The organism is Candidatus Bathycorpusculum sp. (assembly GCF_009778815.1).
Lineage (GTDB): Archaea > Thermoproteota > Bathyarchaeia > Bathyarchaeales > Bathycorpusculaceae > Bathycorpusculum > Bathycorpusculum hydrogenotrophicum.
Map to the genome: position 1 here is coordinate 24,548 of NZ_WRFL01000011.1, position 21,698 is coordinate 46,245.

Here is a 21,698-nt window from a genome sequence, read left to right on the forward strand (position 1 = left end):
CATGGCACAACAAACACAAACACAACCAAACGACATCAAAAGCATCATAGTCATCAAAGTCCGCGGAACCATCAGCGCCCGCAGAGAAACACGCGAAACCCTCGACCTCCTCCGCCTAACACACACAAACCACGCCATCCTCATCGACAACCGCCCAGCCTACAAAGGCATGCTCCAACGCGTCAACAACTATGTCACCTGGGGCGAACCCACCAAAGAAACCGTCATAGCTCTCCTAGAAAAACGCGGCAGATTAGCAGGCGACAAAAAACTCGCCGAAAACCTCGCAGTAACAGGCTACCAAACAATCGACGAAATAGCTGATGATATCCTAAGCGGCAAAATCGCATACAAAAACCTACCCGCCATCGAAGCACGCTTCAAACTCCACCCCCCAAGCAAAGGCTACCACGGCGCAATCAAAAAATCCTTCCGCACAGGCGGCGAAGCAGGCTACCGCGGCGAAGCCATCAATGACCTCGTCAAACGCATGATCTAATCCTCCAAATTTCAATCTTTATTTTTTGTTATCTTAAGCTACTGCTTGGCAGGTTTGGCTACACTTATTTGTGCCAGATCTTTGGTATTTGACTTTGAGGCAGTTTCACAATTTACTCCCAAGAAACAATATCTTTCCAAGTTTTTGAACAATTTTCCTCAATACAAAACTTTAATCTCTCCGTATTAAATAGTGGTGTAAAATCTCAAACATATATTGTCTAAAACTGTGATTTTGGGTTTAATTCTGTAAAAAGGCCAAGTCAGCAAATGCACAAAAATATCTTTGCGTTTGCCTACTTGGGATTAGAGGAAATGGGGTTGATTTGTAGATTCAGTTTTAAAAACTGTATAATGATATGTCAAATTCTACTTTTTTGGAGAATTTACTCTCGATATGACCCTTTAGTCCTACCATTTTCTTGTTAAAGTCGACATATGTAGCTACATGACCCTTAGCTACGAACACGTTGATATCTACGGCTATCTTGGGGTTAGCAATGTCTAGTCTTCCATTGATTATTTGTTTGCTATAGGCAGACACATTGACTTGGAAATAGCTTTTTTTAAGGTCGTCATTATCGATGTGTGCTTCAACAGTCCAGATGAGGGGTCCCCAATTACCTTTCAAGTTAACCGGTGTGGATGGCCGCTCTTGTTTGAGGGTCACCATTTCGGTATCATTTAATGGTTTAACGCCATTTTCTGGAAGGCAAGAATCGACAGACTTGACATTCATGGGCATCTCACCAAATCACTTATTTTTAAATTTTTTTCTGCTTTATTTTTATGTAACATTTTTGTCACATTTGATTATATTATTTGAGGCTAATTTAAATCGAATGTGTAGTTTATGAAATGACTCTGAGTATGTTTTAGCTTAAATCCCGATAATTTGTCGCCCAAAGAAAAACTCTAAAAAAGCCTCGACAATCCCACAGCATCACAGCCGTTGCATGTAGCGAATTTCTGCTAGCATCAAAGGGGTGTTTTTGAAATGGAGCGTTGATTTGACGGGCTTTATTTACCAATCCGACAATGCGGCTGTTGATTTAATTTTTGTTTTGTGTGGTGTGTGGATGGTGATTTTTGCACTCCGAATTGTTGCCCTGTTGCGAGTGGTAACGGCTCTGTGAGGGGCTTTTTGCCGGCGTGCAAAAATCCAACCGGTCACTATTTCTTAAAAAAGGATAGTTGCTTTGGTGTTGTTTCCGCGTACTGAACTCACTGTATGGCGCCGTAATTTGTACTGTTGATAGATGCAGTTACTTTATTGTTGCCCGTGTAGGGTTGCTAAAGCGCACTTGAAAGTCAGCACCATCTTGGACGCCTTTCCATAATAGTTCGTCGTCTACTCTAACTAGGGCCCCATCACGGCTACAAACTTTTAGTAATCCTTTTGTCCCATTTGGGATGCATTTTGATTTTTGATCATCGGGGATGTCTCCCCCATCTGCCATGTGCAAAGTTTTCGTAGGCCAAGGTATAAGTCTTGTCCTGAAAAGTTTTCTATTGTAAATTCAAACGATCTATATTTCGTATATTTCGCCGGATTTGTTTCTTATTTTGTTTTGTGTAGTATTTTTGTCGCAGTTAGTCGTGTTATTTAAAATTAATTTGAGCTAAATGGGTGATTTATGAACTGACTTTGAACATAATTCAGCCAAATCTCGCCAATTGCCAGAAAAACCACAAAACGCCTGAACCGTTCTTTTTGTTTTTTAGTGCTTCATCAAGGCGATGTCTGCCTGATTTGATCTGTGTTTCTGCTTGTATGGCGGCGAGGCTTGAGTGCACCAGTTTCTAAGGGTTATTTCGTAAACAACTCATTTAACTTAAATTATCTGACGTAATTTACTTAATTGTAACAAAACGTTACATACAAACTAAAAAATGTGGTTGATAAATGTGGCAGTTCCAAACTCTGTAGGTGTGCCGGTCTCATATTATGAACAAAGGTTTCCCCGAAAAACTGTTGGTCGGTATACTTCTAATGAACTATCTTCTGTTGGTAATTGCTGGGAATCTGCCTGGATATATCTGAGAGATGAGGGGTTTGATGTGCGTTCCTGGGGATATTTAGCTTCTATGACAACAGCTGGGAATTATTCTGTGGTGTATCGTCATCCTTCTCAGAGGGTGATTAGGGCGCCTGTCCCTTTTGATGTTGTCCTTAGACAGTTTAGACAACATGTTGGAGGTCAATTTGTTGCTTTTATCAATACGGGGGATTACATGCCCGGTTTAGTCGCACATGTCATGGCTATGGTTGACGGACGTGTATATGGGTCACGTAATGCCTGTGTTTTTGGAAATGATGATGCAACTAAACAGGCATTCGGTCACTGGCGAAATATCCCAGGAGATGTTGTAATCGAGTCCGCGCGTGATTTCAATATTTGTGTTTCGGGTCAATTAGTTCGTGGGTAATTTAGCCATTATATTAGCATATGTGGTATGTGCGGCAAATATGCACAATACCTTTGTTAGAAAAAATATTGCTCAAACGATTTGGAGTTGTGCGGTTCCAAATAGTTGCCTTATGTTTTTTCACAGTGTGTGGATTATTGGGCGAGTTTGATATGGGTGAAAATTTTAGTCTTGCCTATAGGCGTGCACCATCCACGTACTCGGATATGCAAAAAATGTCTGAGGTTGATGAAAAAATCAAAATGGATGAAAAATTTAGTATGGATGAAAACCAAGTTCGAAAAAATTTAGCTGGATTTTCACGTGAAGACATTTGCTATTTTGCTTGGCTGTGTGCAGTGCGCGCTTTGCCCTTTATGACTGCAGCTGGCAGTTTTGATTACTGGAAACATACCCAAGACGAAAATAAACGACAAAGACACCTGCTCTCAGTATTAAAAGCCATAGATATCGCGTTTTTTGCCACCCGCACCACCACTACCCTCAATGTCTCCTCCAACACCGCTAACGCTCGTACCGCTTTCTATGCTTCTCGTGCTGCTGCTGATGCAGCCTACGACGCCTATGCTGCTCGTAACACTGATGTCAACGCACGTTCTGCTTTCTATGTTGCCCGCGCTGCCGGTGATGCCACCCGCGCCGCCAACACCTCTAGCGCCATTGCCGATGCCAATGCATATGCCACCGCTGCTGATGCCACCCGAGCTGCGGCCCAACAATCAATCGACCTGCGACCCATACTACTTGAGGACCTAGAAATAATAAAAACCAAAAAGAGCAAATTCCAAAATGACACCGCCATATATGGACAAATATGGAGCAATTTCCAAAAAGCTCTACACGATTTAGGTTGTCAATATTGGGCTGAGTGGTATGCACAAATATTTGCTAAGGGCTTCATACTCGATGACAAGGACCGGGCAGAAATTGAGATGCGCCTCAACGTACCCGGCGAGATCATGGAACGCGGCGCTGCAGATGTTGCCCGCTATGTTTTAGAATTAAAAGAGTACGGTGCCACACGGCTAAACGAGGCTCGAATTCTTATTTTAGGCAATAAAGGGGCAGGCAAAACCTCTCTTACCCGACGCCTAAAAGACCCTTCTCACACCATGCCTAAAAACGATGAAAGCACAGAGGGCGTGGATGTTTTGGACTGGACCATACCCCCTGAACCCAACCAGCCTGAGAGCGGAGTTAATGTTCATATTTGGGATTTTGCTGGCCATGTCATAACACATGCGGCTCATCGCTTCTTTATGTCTGAGCGATGTTTGTACATAATGATTATTGATGGACGCACCGAGGGTAACAGCCGTACCGAATACTGGCTGGAGCAAATACGCAATCACGGCGGAGATTCCCCGGTTCTAGTTCTTATTAATGTCAGAGATAAACATCATGTAGACGTACCCGAAAATACTTTGAGGCGCGAATTTCCCTCAATTGTGGGTTTTTATCCCGTTGATATAAACGCCGGCGGTAAAGTCTTGGATGATTTTCGTCAAACGGTTATAACGATTTTGCGTGAGAATCCGCTTTGGAAAAACACCCAAATAGCCGCTCCCGTATACAAAGTCAAAGAGGCCCTTGGGCAGCGCTTTAAACAAGGTAACGAGTTTCTTGATCGTGCTGAATTTGATAAAATCGCCAAAGAAAGCGGCATTGAAACAGAAGCCGATAGAAAACAGTTGCTAAAAGACCTCCATGATTTGGGCATTTGTTTGTGTTATGACGATGCTGATCTGTGTGTCTTTGATACCCTGGTGCTAAATCCCAGCTGGATCAGCCATGGCATATATCGGCTAATTAACTGGGGCTCAAACAACAAAAAAACAGTGCTCTCTATTGCAGATTTTCATAAAATGTTTACCGGTAAAGATGCCTTCAAATATGTGGGTAAAGCGGGTTTTCTGTTTAGTTTGATGAAGGCTTATCAGCTGGCATTTTTTAAAAATACTCAGGCGATTTTTGTCCCGTTGCTGTTTCCCACAGATCGTCCCAAGGATTCCCGGCTTCCTGAGTTTAATTTTGGCGACCGTTTACGGTTGGATTACTGTGCAAATCAGGCTCTGCCGCCCTACACTGTAGCGCGTTTAGCTGTTTTGCATTCCCAGGAGTTAGATGAGCAGAATTCGTGGCGGTTTGGTGCGGTGCTTCATTTTGGCGATACTGTTGCGCTTGTGGAAGAAAATGATCGTGCACGTACTATAACTGTGCTTGTTAGGGGTTCTAAACAAAAAGAGTACCTGGCGCATCTGCGCAATACCCTAAACAGCATTTTTGATGACTATAAACATAATCGGCCTGAGCTAAAATATGAGGTTCTTCTTCCCTCTGTGGGGTTTGATTCTGAAGATAAACGCTTATCGGTTGATGACTCTACTGCATTTATGCAAACGGAGTCACAAATTATTGAGCATGCTAAACGAGGTCGAAATCTACTTACCGGTAACCGCTACTTCCCAGAAATTGAACCTAACGAAACAATCTGGGGTTATGGTTTAACAATAATAAATGGTGATGTTATAATGCGTGACAAAAACGCTGACCACTCAAAACACATCAACAAATCCCAAACCACCATCCATGATGATCATTCTACCCGCGATGATCATTCTACTCATGATTACTCTGTTCATGATGATCATTCTAAGCATATTGATATGTCTCAAATTATCAACATATCTTTCCAAGATTGTTCGATTAATTTTCAGGGGGAGCTCAATGCTCTTGCTCGTCGATTTCGTGAATTAGGTAGCCCAGATGATGTTGAGCTGGCAAATGAGTTGCGGGGGGTTGCTTCTGATTTGGATGAATCCATGAAAGAGATTCCGGCTGATGCTAAACTGGGTTCTTCTGAGTTGGTTAAGGTTAAGGAGTCGTTGCGGAAAAATGGGTTGCTTGACCGCTTAGGTGGTCTTTATGAGGATTTAAATGATGAAAATTCAGAGTTGCATAAAAAAGCTGCTAAAATCCGTAAAGGTGTTGAGGCTCTCCAGAAAATTGGAACCTGTTATAACGATGTAGCTCAGTGGTTGTGCCTCCCCCAGATACCTCGTCCATTGCTTGGGACATTTGGAAAAAGAAACAGTAGCTCATAGAAATCGTCAAATTTGTAAAAACATGGGGCTGGTTATTTGGACACATCTAGTGACATATGTAATGACATTGTTGATATATGGGATAATACGCTAGATATGTTAGATTACAAAACCGCTTCATCATATAGTTTTGTATATGAGTCGATATTGAGGGGTGTTTCTGAAACCGCTGGTTTGATTTAATAAGCTTTGTTTGTTTCCATATCAGAATCATCGTTAAACAAGAGAGGGGATTGATTTAATGAATCTTAATGAAGTGTGTGCATCAAAAATTCGACAACGCATTATCATAGAATTATCAAAGACAAAGCTAAAAACGCTTCGCATGATGGAGCTGACCTGCAGAGTGGACGCTAAATATAATGAAGTCAACAGAAATCTCAAAATATTGGAAACTGAGGGCATTATAACCAATGAATACCACAAAAAGCCTAAACATCCAAAAACACGAATTATAACACTACAAGACAACTGCCGAACTCAAAAATTACTTGTGGCATTAAAAAACCTCAAAGAAGATGACAATTTTGAGCCGATGTCAATGTACCTTGAGATGTGTAGTAGCCCTCATTAATTTACAGTTTGAGACAAACTATCTCATCTTTTTTGGTCAGAATTTTATGTCTTCAACTGTTAGTATGCTACCTTTTGTGTAACTTTCTGGATGAAATAGCTGAGTGGCACCTCACCATAATTGTTACGGCATATTTGCGCAAATGTTGACGGGGCGGCCTCTTGCTTTCATCTTTCTGTGCGGGTTTTCGGAACGGTTGGATTGGGTGACTCAGCGTTTTATGCATTATGTTCTGAACTTTCCTGCTGTTTTAGTTGAATGCGCTCAAGTGTTGTTTCATAAACACCGCACACTACTTAAATTTATTTGAATTATTGATGTAAATGTGGTAAAAATGTTTGCGTATGAAGCAAAAAAAGAGTCTCAACAAAAACAACAATCAAATTTTAACATAAACAAAGAAAATGTTTTACAACTAAAAATTCCACACACCTCCCCGAGGAACGGGTGTATGTTACCCTCTGAGGTGCGTGGACAGCTTGAGAAACTCACCGGTTTTTCATTTGCTGACGTACAAGTATACTACAATTCTGCAGAACCCGCTAAAATAGAAGCCTATGCCTATGTACAAGGAAACAAAGTATATATCGGCCCTGGTCAAGAACACCATTTACTACACGAATTAGGACATGTAATACAACAAAAGAAAGGCATAGTAAAACCAACTGCCAAACTAAACGGTGTAGACATAAATGATGATCCACGTCTTGAACAAGAAGCCGACAACATATTAAACATGAGTAGCCCACAAAACACAGAAAAACCCGACATGTTGAACTCAACTGTTCCCGCTTCGAGTGTTATACAACGTAACGCCTATTTACGTAGCAAACCATTGGATGTAATTAACACAATTAGAGATTCTATGGGAAACATTGTTGCTAATGCTATTGAGGCAGCCGCTCGTCGTCTCAATTTTATTCCTCGTCATTATCACATCTTTTTTGATAGCGGTGATAAAAATCTTCCAACGGGACTCAATAACAATATTGGGTATACAATACGCTCTGTTAATGCGTTCCAAAGTTCTTCTGGCTGGACTGTTACTGGCCCAGGTGCTTTATTCCAAGATCCCTCTGGTGGTAGTTATAGTGATGAAATGCAAATTTCAGATAAGGATAGCGACCAATTGGTAGTGGATGCAATTAATGCTGTTGGTCTGCTGAATTTTGGAACATATAATTTGTGGTCCTGTAATTGTCAAACATGGACTAAGGCCGTTGTAGATGAATATGTCCGTAGGGGCGGTAGATTGGTCCAACCAGCTAGATATGCCCAACTATGGCGGAGGTAAATTGGTCCAACCGTGACTATTGGCACTATAAGCACTTGATTGCCTATCTTTTCCCAAAAGTATATCCTTTTTTTCTTTGGATGTTTCTGTGTGTTCTCTGTTTGTTTGCTCTTCACATCCCGACCTGGGGGAACATCTTTCGAACAAAGCTTGATTTGGTGCCTCAGCCTATATATTTTAAGACTTCTAGTATCCTACAATTATACAGTTAACCAATTTTTGATGATATCTGTTGCGAGGTAGTTCATAGAAGTCCAATCACTTCCCGACTTTGTTATTGATCGTGGTGGGTGATTAAACCTTAAACAGCATGGAGATCAGCGAGGTACCCAACAGACCTTTTTCCAATCCCTCTCCAAACAGGCTGTGAAAGTTTTTTTTCGTCCTGTTTTCTTAGATAACATTTGATAATAATGGACTAAGCATGCCTTATTGGGGGTCGCTCAGGGTTTTATTGTATCTCCCATTCTCCATGTAACCGCTTCTAAGACATAATTCGGGACAAACATTTGGTGCACCAAAACACTAAAAAAACAGCCCTCAACCACACTAACTATCATATTTTCCCTCAATTACCTTAGCAAAAAATTGTGGGTCACGCAAGTTTCTTGATGATTGATTTGTTTGATGATTTGGTGGATTTTTTGTTATAAATATGTGTATGCCTTGTTGAAATTTTTGAAAATAATGTACTGAGAGGTGGTTTCTGATATACCTCGTAACGTATAACTGGAGTGGTCTGGCTGATGCTTACATGGATAATGTAATGAGAGATGACCAATGGAAAAAAAACAAATGGTAGTTGATAACCAAGAATGAACTGGCCTAAATTGATGGAGGAAACAGCAAATGAGCACTGAGATTGTTGCTTCAAAGCCTATGCTTTCAATTACATCTTTTACAAATGACAGAGTAGAAGATGGTGTATTGATTGTTAAAAATAATGTGACAAATCAAGAGGAAAGATATGTCCTCACTGAAATTCCAAACGAAGAAACCAAACTTGTTTTTTATCAGAAGCAAGACGCGTTGGGCGCTGTTGATCTAAAAAAATTATTATTCCAATTACAGCTTTGTGTTGATTTGTATGAAATTACCTATAATGCTGTCAATGGAATCGATGGTTTGGCCGCCGATGTTACTGAATTGCGGTTACGTTTCGGTAATACATTACGTGAAAGCGACATCACTGCGGCTCATTTCAAGGCAACCACGGGCGGCGTTGTTGACTCGCTTATGCTGGCATACAACCTATTGGTTGAAAATGAAAAAACTCTTGCACTTAAAATATTGGCTTCTGTATCCGACGCGGCTGCGAAAATGAAAGAAGAAAGCGCAAGAATTGCGACATTATTTAAAACAGTCCGCGATGATACGACCACTACACTGGGTGCAGTTACCAAGAAAAATGAACTGTTTTATAAAAAAATTGAGGAATATCAAAAACAGGAAGCCGAACTAAAATCTTCTCTAGCAAAATACTCTTCGATTGCGGATTCTTGTAAAACCCGAAGCGATAGATTACAGACACAAATTAATGAAACAAAAGCTGATATTAAAACGCAAGAAAGCAATGCTTTGACACTTTCAATCATTTCAGCAATAAGCGGCTCGGTATCTGGCATTGCAGAAGGTGTTGGAAAGGCCATGGCCGGGCCCGGTATACATATCGGAATACCCACTTCGGGTTCTTCAGACACTACTGGATCCAAGACGAGCACGGGTAATCAAAATCAAGGCGGCAGTTCAAGCGGAATTTCGACACAGGATGTGGAAACGAAAAAGCAATACTCAGAATCCAAAAATAAACTTAAACAATTAACAGCAGAAAAAAATGTGTTAGATGAGAAAAAGCGCCTTATTGACGAGGTGCTTGATGATAAAAATAAAACAAAAAAGGACAAACTTACTGCAACCATTCAGGAAACTGATAAGACGGACACAAAAGACTATAGCAAAATGACCGATGAACAACTGCAGCAAGAAAAAGATCAAATAAAATCTGCAATCGAGATGAAAAAAACCGAGATTGAACACCAGACGGAGACTACAGACAACTATCGTGCGTCTTTACAGGTTTTGGGGTATGCATTCGATAGTGTGTCAGGTGATTTAAAAGAGTTAAGCGCGCAATCAGAGCAAAAATCTGGTGATTTACGTACAACTCTAAGCGACTTACGTACACAACAATTTAATGTTGACAGTTTATATGCTGACAGTTTAGCAAAGGTATGTGAAACCACTGCCCGTCTTGCAAACGCTCTTAACGGCAAAAAGGATGTAGAAGTCGCGGTTGATTCCCTTATACTTGCAATTGGGGCTTTGAATAACGTTATTTCTTTTCTTGAAATGATTACTTTGTTTTGGGCCAAAATTGAAGTTGCATGCGGCATCCTTGCCAAAAACAACGCTGATATAAACAAATTAGCAACAGATGGCGACGCAGCGTTTTTCAAGAAGTCTGTGTTTGCGTTTCCGTATTTCAAGTCGCTTGCATATTGGGTTGCGTTAAACTGTGTATTTGCTGAATATCTCGACGCCGCAGATCAAGCTCATTTGGCTTATACAAATTCCCTCCAGAAAACAGAAAAGCGTCGTGAAGACCATTGGGAAACCGCAAAAATACTTGCTAAGGCAATTAATGAAAAACTTGGTCGAGAAATCGCAGTAACAAACAAAAAAATAGCTTTGCTGGGTGAAAAAGAATGATTGAAACTTTGACAATTCATGAGTCAATTGCAAAAGTGGTGGATCTATATGGAGATGTGAAAACTGGAAACCTGGCTATTGCGACAAATTATACTTGGATAAAATCACAGCTCGATATTTTAGCCGCCGATGCTAGCAAAAATGCTGCACACTGTAAAGAGAACAATGTCGTCGCCGAAAAAAACTACCTGACTTTAGTTGAAAAAAAAGCTGTTCTTTATGGTAAAACAGACAAACAAAAAGAGGCTCTTGATGCTTATAGCGAGCAAATTATAGGTCTTGAATCGAAAATCAACAGTTGTCGTAATGAAATCGGGAAACGCAATGCTGAAATAATGCAATATCAAAATGAGCGGCTTAAATCTAAAGAAAATTTGGAAAAGCGCAAAAAAGACATGTGGTGGTCATGGGTTACGCCTCCGACTTTGATTTGGAAAACTACTGAATTAATAATATCAGCAAAACAATACGATAAAATACTGGCAGATTTATTAAATAAGACTCGACAATTGGAAGAAAACATTCGATACAATATAGAAAAAATAGCCTCATTGAAAAGGTCTCGTGAAGAAACTGGTGCGCAATCTAGTGAACTGGCAATGCAGATGCACCTCATAGAGATGCAAATCAGCGAAGTTATTAATGAGATAAATGTTGCTACTGCAGTTTTAGGAATTTGGGAACGGCTTCAAAGATTATATGAGATAGCGGTTGTGAGTATTGAGAACTCTTTTACTGTTGAAAAACTTCGTGATTGTTTTGAAGCGGTCATTGAGCTTGGCAAACAACTTGATGTTGCGGACGAAACCGTCGTTGTTGGTAAAACGAGTATCATTAGCGGTATGTTATATCGTGGAAATGCTCTGTATTTGGGTCAGGTACTGAAAAAAGGCGAGTATCTTGCAAGCCTTAATAAACGATTTGTCGCGGTTTTAAAACGAGATGGAACTTTCGCTGTAGCTAATGGTGAAAAAGAAATTTGGTATACTGCGGTAAAAGGTGATAAGGTTGTATTTGGAGAAGACGGTCTTGTAAAACTCGACACATGGAATACAAAACGCGGCGGAGCGAGCATTTTAATAATGCAGGACGATGGAAACCTTGTTACATATAATTCGGCTGGTCAACCGTTATGGGCAACAGATACGTGGACATATGCAACAATTGACGCAGGCGCATACAATATACCCTTGACAAAGTACAGTGGTACATATAAAATAATGGGACAAAACAATATGTGTTTTGATGTGTTTGGCGGAAGGATATCTAATGCCGCGATTTTACAACTTTATCCGGCTCACGAGAACGATAATCAAAAGTTTAACATTGAACCATTATCAAACGGAGCCCATAAAATCACCGTGGTATGTGGCGGAAAAGCACTTGATATACGCGGGGGCAGTAAAGACTGCTATGCCGACCTTATTCAATACACTCCTCATAACGGTCCTAATCAGCAATTTTGGATCGTGCCTTGCAAAGACGACTATGTCAAAATAATTCCAGTGCATTCAGGTAAGCCTATCGACGTTGCAGGTGGAAATTTCGCCAAAAATGCAAAATTACAACAAAACGATGAGAATGGAACCCAAACACAGATGTTCAAATTAATAAATGCCTAAACTTAGCAGATATGGCTGTCACAAACAAATACCTTCTTTATTTTTTTATAGAAATGTCAAACAACTAAATTCACTATATTACAGTGTTAAATTGGTTTGTTTGCTTGGTTGCGCTGTATTTAGTGTTTATTTGCGTTATGATTTTCTTTTCGTCTTGTGTGTTGGAAGTGTCTATGCTTTGCAAAGCGGGTTATCCATGGCTGGAATGTTGTGGTAACTTTATTTGATGGCTGTATCGGGTTATCCTGGTGGTTTGTGTTGTGTTTGTGTTGTTTGGGTGTGTGTTGTTCTTTAGGGGTTTTCTATTTTTTTCTGTGCGATATGTTTTATAATGTCTTTGGGTGTTGCGTTAGTTATTCGGAGGGGGACACAACATGAGTGCAAAATGGAGAAGGTCTAATAAGAATCGTAAATGGCTTGATATAGATGAGTTAGCGGCGCCTAAAAAATTGAAGGGTTCGGCTCACAAGTGTAAGTCTTTGCCTATGCCGCCTAATTTCCGTACGTCGGTTAGCTATGCTAAGCGTAAATGTCAGGAGCCTAAGCCGCTTATTGATATCTTCCAAGATAGCAGCACTATTACTGTTGTTGCAGAGATTGTGGGTTTTAGCACTGATTCTGTAAAGGTCAGTGTTAAGGATCAGAGAATTACGCTTTCTGCTAAGTCAAAAGAGCGCCGTTACTATAAAAGTTTAAATTTACCGAAGGTAGTGATTCCTGACGAAACGCACACCAAGTTTAAGAATGGTGTGTTAGAGATTAAACTTAAAAAGGCTGAATCAACAGCTATTGGAAAAGAAGCGGACCAACATGCCCCATAAACTTAGGAAAATCAGAAAATTTAGAGGCTCAAGAACACAAGGATACGGAAGAATAGGCCAGCACAGAGACAGCGGAAGCAAAGGCAACCGCAAAGTCGGACGCCATAAGCATCTCTGGAGCAAAATCGTAACCAGCGAACCTGACTACTTTGGAAAGCACGGATTTACTTCTCCCCAAAGCAAGAACAGGGTTGAGTCTACCATTAACCTCTACAAACTTGACCAAATCAAAGGAGGCACTGAAATCAACCTGACCGAAATGGGGTACACCAAACTCCTCGGCACAGGCACGATCACCAGAGCCTTAACTGTTCAAGTCAAAGCTGCCTCAAAATCTGCTGTCCAGAAAGTTGAAAAAGCTGGCGGCAAACTCATACTTGCTGAAGCGACTGAGGAGTAAGACGGTTAGATGGCTGGAAGATTTCTAAGTATTTTCAAACCAATCGGCAGAATCCTGCCGGAAATCAAAAAACCTGAACGCAAGGTTAGTTTTAACGAAAAAATCTTTTGGACCGCTTTGGTCCTAGTAATCTTTCTTGTCATGACCGAAATTCCACTCTACGGCGTAGCCCCATCTGCCAATGACAATTTTGGTCAGCTAAGAGTTATCTTTGCTTCAAACCGGGGCACACTGATGGAGCTAGGTATTGGCCCCATCGTCACTGCTGGATTAATTCTGCAGTTACTTGTTGGTTCTGGTATAATCAAATGTGATATGTCTGATCCTGAAGACAGAGGACTCTTTACAGCAGCAAGCAAAGTTTTCAGCATCGCCCTAACAGGCATCCAAGCTATTGCCTACATCCTAAGCGGCATGTATGGTAGCATAGGCGAACTTGGAATAACGGTAATTCTTGCAATATTAATACAGTTAATAGCCGCAGGCATAATTGTCATGTTAATGGATGAGCTCGTACAGAAAGGCTGGGGTCTTGGCAGCGGTATAAGTCTCTTCATCATGGCCGGTGTTGCACAATCCATCTTCTGGTCCATGTTCTCACCAGTCAACGGACTATTCGTCGGCGGTCTCTCCCAATTCTTAGCTGGCGCAGATCCGTTCAATGGCGCAAACGCAGCTTTCACCTATGTCTTTGGCTCTGCTAATAGCATCTATCCAACCCTGCTCGGCTTCTTTGCAACAATCGCAGTGTTCCTCATCGTCATCTACCTCCAAGGCGTCCGAGTCGAATTGCCCATGAGTTACGCAGGCTACAAAGGCTTCCGCAGCAGATACCCAATTAAACTCCTCTATGTCAGCAACCTGCCCGTCATCTTCGCCTCTGCACTGTTTGCCAACGTGTACTTCTTCACACAGTTGCTCTGGAACCAGTTTGGACAACCTGCACCAGGAACTAACCTGTTCTTCCAAATCGTAGGTGACTACATGCGGACCGAATCAGGCAGCGTCGTTCCGGTCGGAGGATTAGCCTATCTCGTCACAGCACCCCACAACATCTGGGGAGTCATCGGCGCACCCCTGCAAGCTTTGGCATACTTGGGTATACTCATAGCTTTCTGTGCTGGGTTCTCGCTAATTTGGCTTGAAGTCGGCGGCTTAGGCCCAAGTAAAGTTGCCAAGCAACTCATGGACAGCGGCATGCAGATCCCAGGCTACAGACGCAGCGAACGTCCCATCGAACAAATCCTCAAACGCTACATCCCCATCGTCACTGTCTTGGGCGGTATACTCGTCGGGTTAGTGGCTGGGTTGTCGGATTTCCTTGGTGCGTTTGGTACCGGAACTGGTATCTTGCTCTCCGTAGGCATCATCTATCAGTACTACGAATTACTGATGCGTGAACGGGCAGCAGAAATGTTCCCAGCGTTTAGGCGGATTATAGGCGAATAATCCCCCGCCCCTTTCTCCTCCTCTTCTTTCTTTTCTTTTCTTAATTATTTTTTTTGTAGCTAGTTATCCTTTAGCGTTTAGCAGTCTCTGCACGTTAGGTTGACTTGTATGCATGACTGGAGCGGTTTAATTTAGGTAGTATTGTTGGGTTGGAAGTGAAAACGGTTATTAACAAGAAGCATGTAGGCATAGTCTAAATAAACAAGGAACGCTCTGAAACGACGGAACTTGAGTGAAAAGTCATGAAAGCTTACCGAAAGATAATGTTTGTTATGCTATTAGCGCTCGTAGCGGGTTTTGCTTTGAGTGTTTTTGCTGGATCAGCAAGTGCCGCCCTGAGTTATCAAGGCTCCATATCAACTGATAATCAAGGGGTGACTGAAGAGGCATCCTACACTCTAACTCTTGCCAATACCGGTACTGACCGCTTATTATCTGCAAACATTACCGTTCCGAGCGGATTTACAGATATTAAAAATCTCGTCGTGGTAACTCCCTCGTCATGGACTGTACATGACACTCTAATTGATGATACTCTATACCTCAACCTTCAGTCCACTGAAGGCCTAGCCTCTGGCACACAAGTTACAGTTAAGTTTGATGCAACAAACCCCCGAGAAGCTAGAGACTATACCTGGATTGTTAACGCAACAGGCACAGATGGCACCCATGACTCCACTTTTGATGTGGAAGTTATTTCCCCCATACGTATCACAACCATGGTGCCTGCCCTTACAATATTGGGCATAGCTGTGGGGTTTGCTTTATTGTACAGCGTCCTTAACCGCGTTTTAATAACCTACTTTGTGGGTTGGGATCAGCATCATGTTATGCGCCGAGAAATTGCCGAATTCCAAAGAGCCCAAATGGCGGCGGCACGGGCAAACGATCAAAAACAAATGGAAAAACTCAAACGCAAACAAACTCAAATCAACAGCATGCAAGCAAAAATGATGAAACCCCAATTACTTCAACTCGGCGCTTCCTTTATCCAATTTGGTTTTTGGTTTTTGGTGTTAACCCCAACATTTGGCGGCACCAGCTTGGCGTTTCTGCCCGGATTTGGCGCTATCCCAGTGTTTTGGCTCTACCCCGCAATATCGATGTTCCTCTCCATAACCCTATCACGTATAATTGGTACTATGCCCATAGACATCTAATCTAACCCTGCCAAAAACTGGTGACCCAAAATGGCTGACCCCCAAAAAACCTGTGCCCAATCAAACAAAACGGTTCTCTGTATTTCTGGCCTAGCGGGCACAGGCAAAAGCACCTTAGCCAAAAAACTTGCCCAAAAATACAATCTCCAGTACTACTCCGGCGGGGATGCCCTAAAAGATTTAGCCAAACAAAAAGGCTATGACATATCGGTTCAGGGCTGGTGGGAAAGCGATGCTGGGATAAATTTTCTCAAAGAACGCCTAAGTGACCCCAAATTCGACTGTGCAGTTGATGAAAAACTCTTAGAATACGCCAAACAAGGCAATGTCCTCTTAGATAGTTGGACCATGCCTTGGTTGCTTAAAGGCGGATTTAAAATCTGGCTGGAAGCCTCAACTGAAAAACGCGCAACCCGCGTAGCTGAACGCGACAACATGCCCTTTCTTGAAGCACGCAAAATGCTAGAAGAGAAAGAAAAACGCACCAAAGAAATCTACCAAAGCCTCTATGGCTTTGCACTGGGTGAAGACTTAACACCCTTTGACTTTGTTTTAGATACCGATAATTTAACTGCCGCTCAAGTTTTTGAAGTTTTATGCCACGTCGTTGACAATCTAGTTCTCACAACCACCACATCATCTACTTCTTGATCTAATCTCTCTTGACTACTACTGTTGATGTTGTCCCTGTTCCTTAGCTGTTTACCTCTGACCGTAGAATTGTTTATTCCAAGTGGTGATAGTATTTTGGGGGGATGTGTTTGTTCTTTTTTGGTTAGAATGTGTTTTGTTGTTTGTTGGTGGTTGTTTATTTGAGTAGTAGTTTGATGTTTTTCCATTGGTCGTTTGCTAGGGAGAGTATGCTTTTGGGGCCTCCGTAGAGTGAGTATGCGATGTAGCAGAGGTAGTTGCATTGGGTGCAGTCTTGGTATGTTTTTCGGAGTGTTTTGAATTCGTTGCTTTTCCATTGTTTTGGTTGGTCAAAGATGGAGCCGGCAAAGTTGTGGTTGTGGCAACCTGAGATGCGGCCTAGGTGATCAACAACGAGGAATTGGTTTAGTGCTTGGCATTTCCAGGTTCGTTCGGCATTTGGTTCGTAGAGGCTTCGCAAGGTTTGGAGTAGTTTTTTGGTCATGAGGATGTTTGGGTTTTTTTTCATTGATGCGATGAGTTGGTTGCAGAGGTTTACCATGGCTTCTTTGTCTGTTATGATGAATTCGTCATTTGCTTTGCCGATGCGAAAGAGTTGTTTGCTATCTACGGAGGTGTCATATGAGTATAGGCAGAACCACATTGGAATTTTGCGTTCCATGAAATAGTTTGTCATATCCATGATTTCGTAGAGGTTTTTCTGTGAAATGGTTGGGGTGACTGCCACTCGGATGCCTTCTTTTTGCAATACTTCCACTGTGTGTATTGCGTTTTTCCATGCGCCTGGGACTGCTTTTATGGCATCGTTTTTTGCTTCATCTAGGCTATCGATAGATATGGCAACAAAATCCACTTTTCGCAGAGCCTCGATTTTTTTTGTTGCCATACTACCATTATCGTAGACGGTTGTGAGAAACCGCTCCGAGGCATAATCTAGAATCTCTGCAATATCTGATCGGAGCAGTGGATCGCCGCCTGAGATGGTAAGCTCAACAATCCCCAGACCTTTTAAAATATCGAGCCCTTTTTTTATTTCTGCGGCTGAGAGCTCCTGGTCATCTTGCTCTTTCCAGACGTTGCATCCCACGCAACGGTAGTTGCATTTCCTTGTAACTAACCACTGTGCATGATGAGGCTTACCTGACGATAAATACCGACCCGCCAACGATGATGCTTTTCTCAAACCGGATGTCATTTGCCTCAATAGCACCTAATTATTTATGCTAAGATTTATTCAAAGCAGTACTATAAAAACAATAGCAACCTTCCCTTGTTGCTGCAGTGCTGAAATGGGTTGGCGTGTCGCTTGGGTGTTTGACTACTTTTTTTGGGCTAAACTATTTTAGGCTAGAACATCAAAGCAAGAGTAGCATAACACTCACGCCAAGCGGCAACAACAATGCAAAACAATCTACCAATTAATTCTCTATATAGCCCGGGGGAAGCGTTTGGTAGTTGACTCTTTAGATGTTGTGCTGATAACCAAAAACAGCCAACGCATCCTAACCCAATGCATAGAATCCATCTATGCAAACATCCCCGTTGCTAGGCTCATCGTGGTCGATGGCGGCTCAACCGATCAAACAATTCCCATCCTCAACAAATTACACAAAAAATATCATAACGTGACCATACTCTTTGATAATGGCACCCGCGCCACTGCCCGCCAAAAAGGCATTAACCATGTAACCACAGAGTGGTTTATGTTTGTAGACAGCGATGTCGTGCTGTGCCACGACTGGTACAAAAAAGCCCAAAAATACCTCATCCAACCCAACGTCGGCGCCATTTGGGGAACCGAAGTTTGGTCAACCCTAAACAACCCCAAAGTTCTGCAACTATTCTTAATCATAACGCGCAAAATCTTTGAAGTCCGTGGCGGCACCCATGACACCCTAATCCGCACAAGCACCGTCAAAGACATCAAAATCCCCCCAAATTTGCATATGTTTGAGGACGCCTACATAAAAGACTGGATCACAAACAAAGGCTATCGTGTCATTGCATGCTATAGTCCGTTTTGTCTTCATTACCGGCCCGCCTCTGTTTGGACTCTGAGAGGCAGTTTAGGTTTGATTGCTGAAGCATTTGAATTCGGTAACATCCGTCTAATCAGCCGACTGTTTTTAGCCTATGGCTTCTACACCCTATATTCCATCTATCAATTACTTTCCAAATAATTACGACCATATATGTCGCTTTTATAATCGGTTAATTTACTGTGTTTAATTGAATGCACACAAATTGCTTTTCTCTCTACTGGTAAACAAAAAATTACCTCAACTCTCAAAAGTTGTTCCAGATATGCAAACATAAGCTGCCTATTGCATATCCAAAAATCAAATTTTTGTCTAGCGCATAATGCCAAAAGGATAGCTTGGTGTCGAGGGCAGGGTTTGAACTTTAAAGCAGTGGAGATATCGCAATTATAGCCTCTTTTTCTTTTTTCTATACTCCTTCTCTCTGTTACCAAAAAACTTGCAGAGTTAAGGTTTAAATAGCCATCAGAAGTATCAACTCTAAAAGGTTCCGAGAGCAAACCTAAATCTGGAGCATATCAACAATAGTGTTATGGAGTATCAAGGGGTCAAATATTATATGGGTACTCATGTAAACGCAGAGCGCACGACTAAAAAAGCAGAAGACGGGTCGTCTACCTCAAAAATGTTTGAACCCCAACCAACTAACACCGAACAGGAAACTATTGCACCAATAGGGAATTTTGTCTACAATTTTACAAACATAAAGGCAACTGACACCGTAGATCCCTCTAAAAATATCCCTCTAATAAACCAGTTAAACAATCCCGAGCATGGAGACGCACTTGACCCAAAAAGGCTTGAACTTCTCAAACATGAACAAATCCCTATACAACAACAAGAACAAATAGGAACAAAAATAACCCAAAACAAACTCAGCAATAATACCATCACAACCTCAACACGAGAAGAGGGTCAGCATGTGCACGCACAGGGCGGTAGTATCTTTAAAGATGCTGTACACTTTCAGCCGCGCCTTGAAATAGGCGAGGTTAATGACCCGTTAGAGTACGAAGCGGAACGTGTGGCTCATCAAGTGACATCGTCGCCACTCCCATCCGCTGTGAATAGTGTACCTGTACAAATACAGTGTCTTGCAGGCGGCAACAACACTGGCTCGTTGCAGTTAGCGCCGCCAAGTGTAGAACGTACCCTTGTCCGCGGTGGACAACCGCTTGAGCCCATCGTACGCCATGACATGGAACGACGATTTGGTTATGATTTTTCCAACGTACGCGTGCATGACGATGTGCAGGCTCAGGCATCAGCATGCGACGTGAATGCACATGCGTACACATCCGGTTCACACATCGTTTTCGCAGGTGGCAAATATTCACCTAGTACGAAGGATGGGCGGCGCATCCTTGCGCATGAACTGACTCACGTCGTTCAGCAGTCACAGGGTAGTAACTATTTGCAGAGGCTGATCAGATCTCCTTATCCCTGGATAGGGGTGATTATTCCAAGCATTGGTGCCAATATTAGAAGCACCCCCAACTTAAGCGATCCATCCAATATCATCGATGCTCTTCCACAAAGAGAAAAGGTAAAAGTACTCCACGCGTCCGGAGACTGGTTGTATGTCAGGACCCATAGAAATCCAGCTATGGAAGGCTATATTTACCATACCTCTGTGGATGATGCGACCTCTAAGCGAATGGATCAAAGTGTTGCGGATACAGAGACAATGACTTGGAAGCCGTCTGGACCAGGAAGTGGGACAACTTTTGAATCATGGGCTTCAGCTCCAAAAAAAGATTCTTTTCCAGCCGTAACTCAGCTAACCATAATGAATTGTTGGGAAGCTGTCTTGCTGTCAGCATATAGAGCTGGAGCCATCAGTTGGGACTGGATTCATAATCTCTACGTCTCAATACCAATGGGCGATTGGGTTGACGCCATGTCGCGTGGTGTTCGGCGTGAATATAACATCATAGGACCGAATCTGCCGATACAACGGGGTGATCTTGTTTTCTTTGATGGATTAGCGCATGTAGCTCTGGCAACAGGGAACGGCTCTGATGTCTTTACATTTTGGCCGCCGCCAGATACTCCGTTCACCCACGGCGGTACGCTTGATCGAGTAAAGGTGTTCACTATTGAGGAGCTGACCGAATGGTGGGAGACAAATTTTGGATCCACGCCTACTGTTGAGTTTGTTGCCCCCGCTTGGTAGGTGTTTTTACAAAATATGAGCTGTGGTTTTATAGATGAAGTTATTTATGAATGGGGTAAGAATATAAAGAATATGAAATCCGCTATTGGTGAACTGGTTTTAGTCATGACTGCTTCTTATAAAGGCGACATTGGCTTTGGTACAGTATTCGATTGTGAGATAAAAAAAGTTTTGGTTGGTAGTTTAAATGCGCACAGAATATGCCTCATCGTTCTACCAAACGATAAGGATAGTCTGAATTTCATTATGACACATCTGCATCCTGAGGAGATTCAGATAGAATTTATAGTTTATCAAAAAGGAGAGTCATATAGTACTGCAGTTATTAGCGGCTTTGTTGACGAATCTAAGACTTCCTGGAAAATCAGTCATGTCAGTGAAGCGAATGGGGTAGCAGGCAAACAATCGGGAGTAGACCACGATTAACATAACTACGATGCTGTTGTGAAAGGAAGTTGTTAATTTAAGGGTAAATGGTTTGGTATTGTGGACGATTGTGGTGGAGTTTGGGGTTTAGAAGAAATTGCGCAAGGATTAAAGACTGGGCAGGGTGAAGATTGGGAAGACCGTAAAGAGTGGCTCAAAGAACGTTATCCTGATGTTTTAGAGAAGGGCTTAGAGTTTTTTGATATTGAGTGAAATAAATATTAGACCTTAGTCTTTATTATTTTTGGTGTTTTTAACTGTGGTTTGGGTGTGTTTGTTTGCGTTTTTAGGCTGTTAAGGTTCCAGATATGCGAAAATTGACTATACCGCAGACAATATTGGCCA

20 protein-coding genes are annotated in these 21,698 nt (G+C 42.1%); 17 read left to right on the plus strand and 3 right to left on the minus strand.

What is annotated here, in order from left to right:
- The first annotated feature begins 1 nt into the window (after position 1).
- Entirely contained in the window at positions 2–499 is a 498-nt protein-coding gene (locus FWF39_RS03790) for a 50S ribosomal protein L30 (protein WP_343382107.1), read from the plus strand.
- Between the two features lie 339 nt (positions 500–838).
- Here the strand turns inward: FWF39_RS03790 and FWF39_RS03795 are convergent, their stop codons facing one another.
- On the minus strand, positions 839–1,237 hold the full coding sequence (locus FWF39_RS03795; RefSeq protein ID WP_343382108.1) for a hypothetical protein: 399 nt from the start codon (positions 1,235–1,237) through the stop codon (positions 839–841).
- A 253-nt stretch (positions 1,238–1,490) separates the two neighbouring features.
- Here FWF39_RS03795 and FWF39_RS03800 point away from each other — a divergent pair, with 253 nt between their 5' ends.
- Entirely contained in the window at positions 1,491–1,634 is a 144-nt protein-coding gene (locus FWF39_RS03800) for a hypothetical protein (RefSeq protein ID WP_343382109.1), read from the plus strand.
- 129 nt (positions 1,635–1,763) lie between these two features.
- On the opposite strand, the gene FWF39_RS03805 is transcribed toward FWF39_RS03800, so the two are convergent.
- Complete coding sequence (locus FWF39_RS03805; protein ID WP_343382110.1) at positions 1,764–1,958, minus strand: hypothetical protein; 195 nt, start codon at positions 1,956–1,958, stop codon at positions 1,764–1,766.
- A 448-nt stretch (positions 1,959–2,406) separates the two neighbouring features.
- Between FWF39_RS03805 and FWF39_RS03810 the strand changes: the two genes are divergently transcribed.
- The 11 genes from FWF39_RS03810 to cmk all read left to right on the plus strand — a co-directional run bounded on the left by FWF39_RS03810 (position 2,407) and on the right by cmk (position 16,712).
- Positions 2,407–2,928 carry a hypothetical protein gene (locus FWF39_RS03810; protein WP_343382111.1) on the plus strand — a complete coding sequence of 174 codons (522 nt, stop codon included), beginning with the start codon at positions 2,407–2,409 and terminating at the stop codon, positions 2,926–2,928.
- A gap of 152 nt (positions 2,929–3,080) precedes the next feature.
- On the plus strand, positions 3,081–6,032 hold the full coding sequence (locus FWF39_RS03815) for a COR domain-containing protein (RefSeq protein WP_343382112.1): 2,952 nt from the start codon (positions 3,081–3,083) through the stop codon (positions 6,030–6,032).
- A 241-nt stretch (positions 6,033–6,273) separates the two neighbouring features.
- Positions 6,274–6,606 carry a hypothetical protein gene (locus FWF39_RS03820; RefSeq protein ID WP_343382113.1) on the plus strand — a complete coding sequence of 111 codons (333 nt, stop codon included), beginning with the start codon at positions 6,274–6,276 and terminating at the stop codon, positions 6,604–6,606.
- 451 nt (positions 6,607–7,057) lie between these two features.
- Positions 7,058–7,900, plus strand: a complete 843-nt coding sequence (locus FWF39_RS03825) for a DUF4157 domain-containing protein (RefSeq protein ID WP_343382114.1) — start codon at positions 7,058–7,060, stop codon at positions 7,898–7,900.
- A gap of 849 nt (positions 7,901–8,749) precedes the next feature.
- Positions 8,750–10,609: a hypothetical protein gene (locus FWF39_RS03830; RefSeq protein ID WP_343382115.1), complete on the plus strand. Its 1,860-nt coding sequence runs from the start codon at positions 8,750–8,752 to the stop codon at positions 10,607–10,609.
- Positions 10,606–12,231, plus strand: coding sequence for an RICIN domain-containing protein (locus tag FWF39_RS03835; protein WP_343382116.1), 1,626 nt, complete (start codon positions 10,606–10,608; stop codon positions 12,229–12,231). Before FWF39_RS03830 ends, FWF39_RS03835 begins: the two co-directional genes overlap by 4 nt.
- A 374-nt stretch (positions 12,232–12,605) precedes the next feature.
- Complete coding sequence (locus tag FWF39_RS03840) at positions 12,606–13,052, plus strand: Hsp20/alpha crystallin family protein (protein ID WP_343382117.1); 447 nt, start codon at positions 12,606–12,608, stop codon at positions 13,050–13,052.
- Positions 13,042–13,452: an uL15 family ribosomal protein gene (locus FWF39_RS03845; protein ID WP_343382118.1), complete on the plus strand. Its 411-nt coding sequence runs from the start codon at positions 13,042–13,044 to the stop codon at positions 13,450–13,452. The genes FWF39_RS03840 and FWF39_RS03845 overlap by 11 nt, the downstream gene beginning before the upstream one ends.
- 9 nt (positions 13,453–13,461) lie before the next feature.
- Positions 13,462–14,901 carry a preprotein translocase subunit SecY gene (gene secY / locus FWF39_RS03850; RefSeq protein ID WP_343382119.1) on the plus strand — a complete coding sequence of 480 codons (1,440 nt, stop codon included), beginning with the start codon at positions 13,462–13,464 and terminating at the stop codon, positions 14,899–14,901.
- A gap of 272 nt (positions 14,902–15,173) precedes the next feature.
- Entirely contained in the window at positions 15,174–16,061 is an 888-nt protein-coding gene (locus tag FWF39_RS03855) for an EMC3/TMCO1 family protein (protein ID WP_343382120.1), read from the plus strand.
- 30 nt (positions 16,062–16,091) lie between these two features.
- Positions 16,092–16,712, plus strand: a complete 621-nt coding sequence (gene cmk / locus FWF39_RS03860; protein WP_343382121.1) for a (d)CMP kinase — start codon at positions 16,092–16,094, stop codon at positions 16,710–16,712.
- 157 nt (positions 16,713–16,869) lie between these two features.
- On the opposite strand, the gene FWF39_RS03865 is transcribed toward cmk, so the two are convergent.
- Entirely contained in the window at positions 16,870–17,907 is a 1,038-nt protein-coding gene (locus FWF39_RS03865; protein WP_343382122.1) for a radical SAM protein, read from the minus strand.
- Between the two features lie 253 nt (positions 17,908–18,160).
- Here FWF39_RS03865 and FWF39_RS03870 point away from each other — a divergent pair, with 253 nt between their 5' ends.
- From FWF39_RS03870 to FWF39_RS03885, 4 genes are all read left to right on the plus strand, one after another.
- Complete coding sequence (locus tag FWF39_RS03870; protein WP_343382123.1) at positions 18,161–18,892, plus strand: glycosyltransferase family 2 protein; 732 nt, start codon at positions 18,161–18,163, stop codon at positions 18,890–18,892.
- Between the two features lie 418 nt (positions 18,893–19,310).
- Complete coding sequence (locus FWF39_RS03875; RefSeq protein ID WP_343382124.1) at positions 19,311–20,927, plus strand: DUF4157 domain-containing protein; 1,617 nt, start codon at positions 19,311–19,313, stop codon at positions 20,925–20,927.
- 15 nt (positions 20,928–20,942) lie between these two features.
- Positions 20,943–21,353: a hypothetical protein gene (locus FWF39_RS03880; RefSeq protein WP_343382125.1), complete on the plus strand. Its 411-nt coding sequence runs from the start codon at positions 20,943–20,945 to the stop codon at positions 21,351–21,353.
- 60 nt (positions 21,354–21,413) lie between these two features.
- On the plus strand, positions 21,414–21,566 hold the full coding sequence (locus FWF39_RS03885; protein ID WP_343382126.1) for a hypothetical protein: 153 nt from the start codon (positions 21,414–21,416) through the stop codon (positions 21,564–21,566).
- Positions 21,567–21,698 lie beyond the last annotated feature (132 nt).

Excerpts from the sequence above, each read along its gene's own strand:
- FWF39_RS03790 (WP_343382107.1), top strand. The coding sequence starts at position 2 with ATGGCACAACAAACACAAACACAACCAAACGACATCAAAAGCATCATA.
- FWF39_RS03795 (WP_343382108.1), bottom strand. The coding sequence starts at position 1,237 with ATGAATGTCAAGTCTGTCGATTCTTGCCTTCCAGAAAATGGCGTTAAA.
- FWF39_RS03805 (WP_343382110.1), bottom strand. The coding sequence starts at position 1,958 with ATGGCAGATGGGGGAGACATCCCCGATGATCAAAAATCAAAATGCATC.
- FWF39_RS03815 (WP_343382112.1), top strand. The coding sequence starts at position 3,081 with ATGGGTGAAAATTTTAGTCTTGCCTATAGGCGTGCACCATCCACGTAC.
- FWF39_RS03820 (WP_343382113.1), top strand. The coding sequence starts at position 6,274 with ATGAATCTTAATGAAGTGTGTGCATCAAAAATTCGACAACGCATTATC.
- FWF39_RS03825 (WP_343382114.1), top strand. The coding sequence starts at position 7,058 with ATGTTACCCTCTGAGGTGCGTGGACAGCTTGAGAAACTCACCGGTTTT.
- FWF39_RS03830 (WP_343382115.1), top strand. The coding sequence starts at position 8,750 with ATGAGCACTGAGATTGTTGCTTCAAAGCCTATGCTTTCAATTACATCT.
- FWF39_RS03835 (WP_343382116.1), top strand. The coding sequence starts at position 10,606 with ATGATTGAAACTTTGACAATTCATGAGTCAATTGCAAAAGTGGTGGAT.
- FWF39_RS03840 (WP_343382117.1), top strand. The coding sequence starts at position 12,606 with ATGAGTGCAAAATGGAGAAGGTCTAATAAGAATCGTAAATGGCTTGAT.
- FWF39_RS03845 (WP_343382118.1), top strand. The coding sequence starts at position 13,042 with ATGCCCCATAAACTTAGGAAAATCAGAAAATTTAGAGGCTCAAGAACA.
- secY (WP_343382119.1), top strand. The coding sequence starts at position 13,462 with ATGGCTGGAAGATTTCTAAGTATTTTCAAACCAATCGGCAGAATCCTG.
- FWF39_RS03855 (WP_343382120.1), top strand. The coding sequence starts at position 15,174 with ATGCTATTAGCGCTCGTAGCGGGTTTTGCTTTGAGTGTTTTTGCTGGA.
- cmk (WP_343382121.1), top strand. The coding sequence starts at position 16,092 with ATGGCTGACCCCCAAAAAACCTGTGCCCAATCAAACAAAACGGTTCTC.
- FWF39_RS03865 (WP_343382122.1), bottom strand. The coding sequence starts at position 17,907 with ATGACATCCGGTTTGAGAAAAGCATCATCGTTGGCGGGTCGGTATTTA.
- FWF39_RS03875 (WP_343382124.1), top strand. The coding sequence starts at position 19,311 with ATGGGTACTCATGTAAACGCAGAGCGCACGACTAAAAAAGCAGAAGAC.
- FWF39_RS03880 (WP_343382125.1), top strand. The coding sequence starts at position 20,943 with ATGAGCTGTGGTTTTATAGATGAAGTTATTTATGAATGGGGTAAGAAT.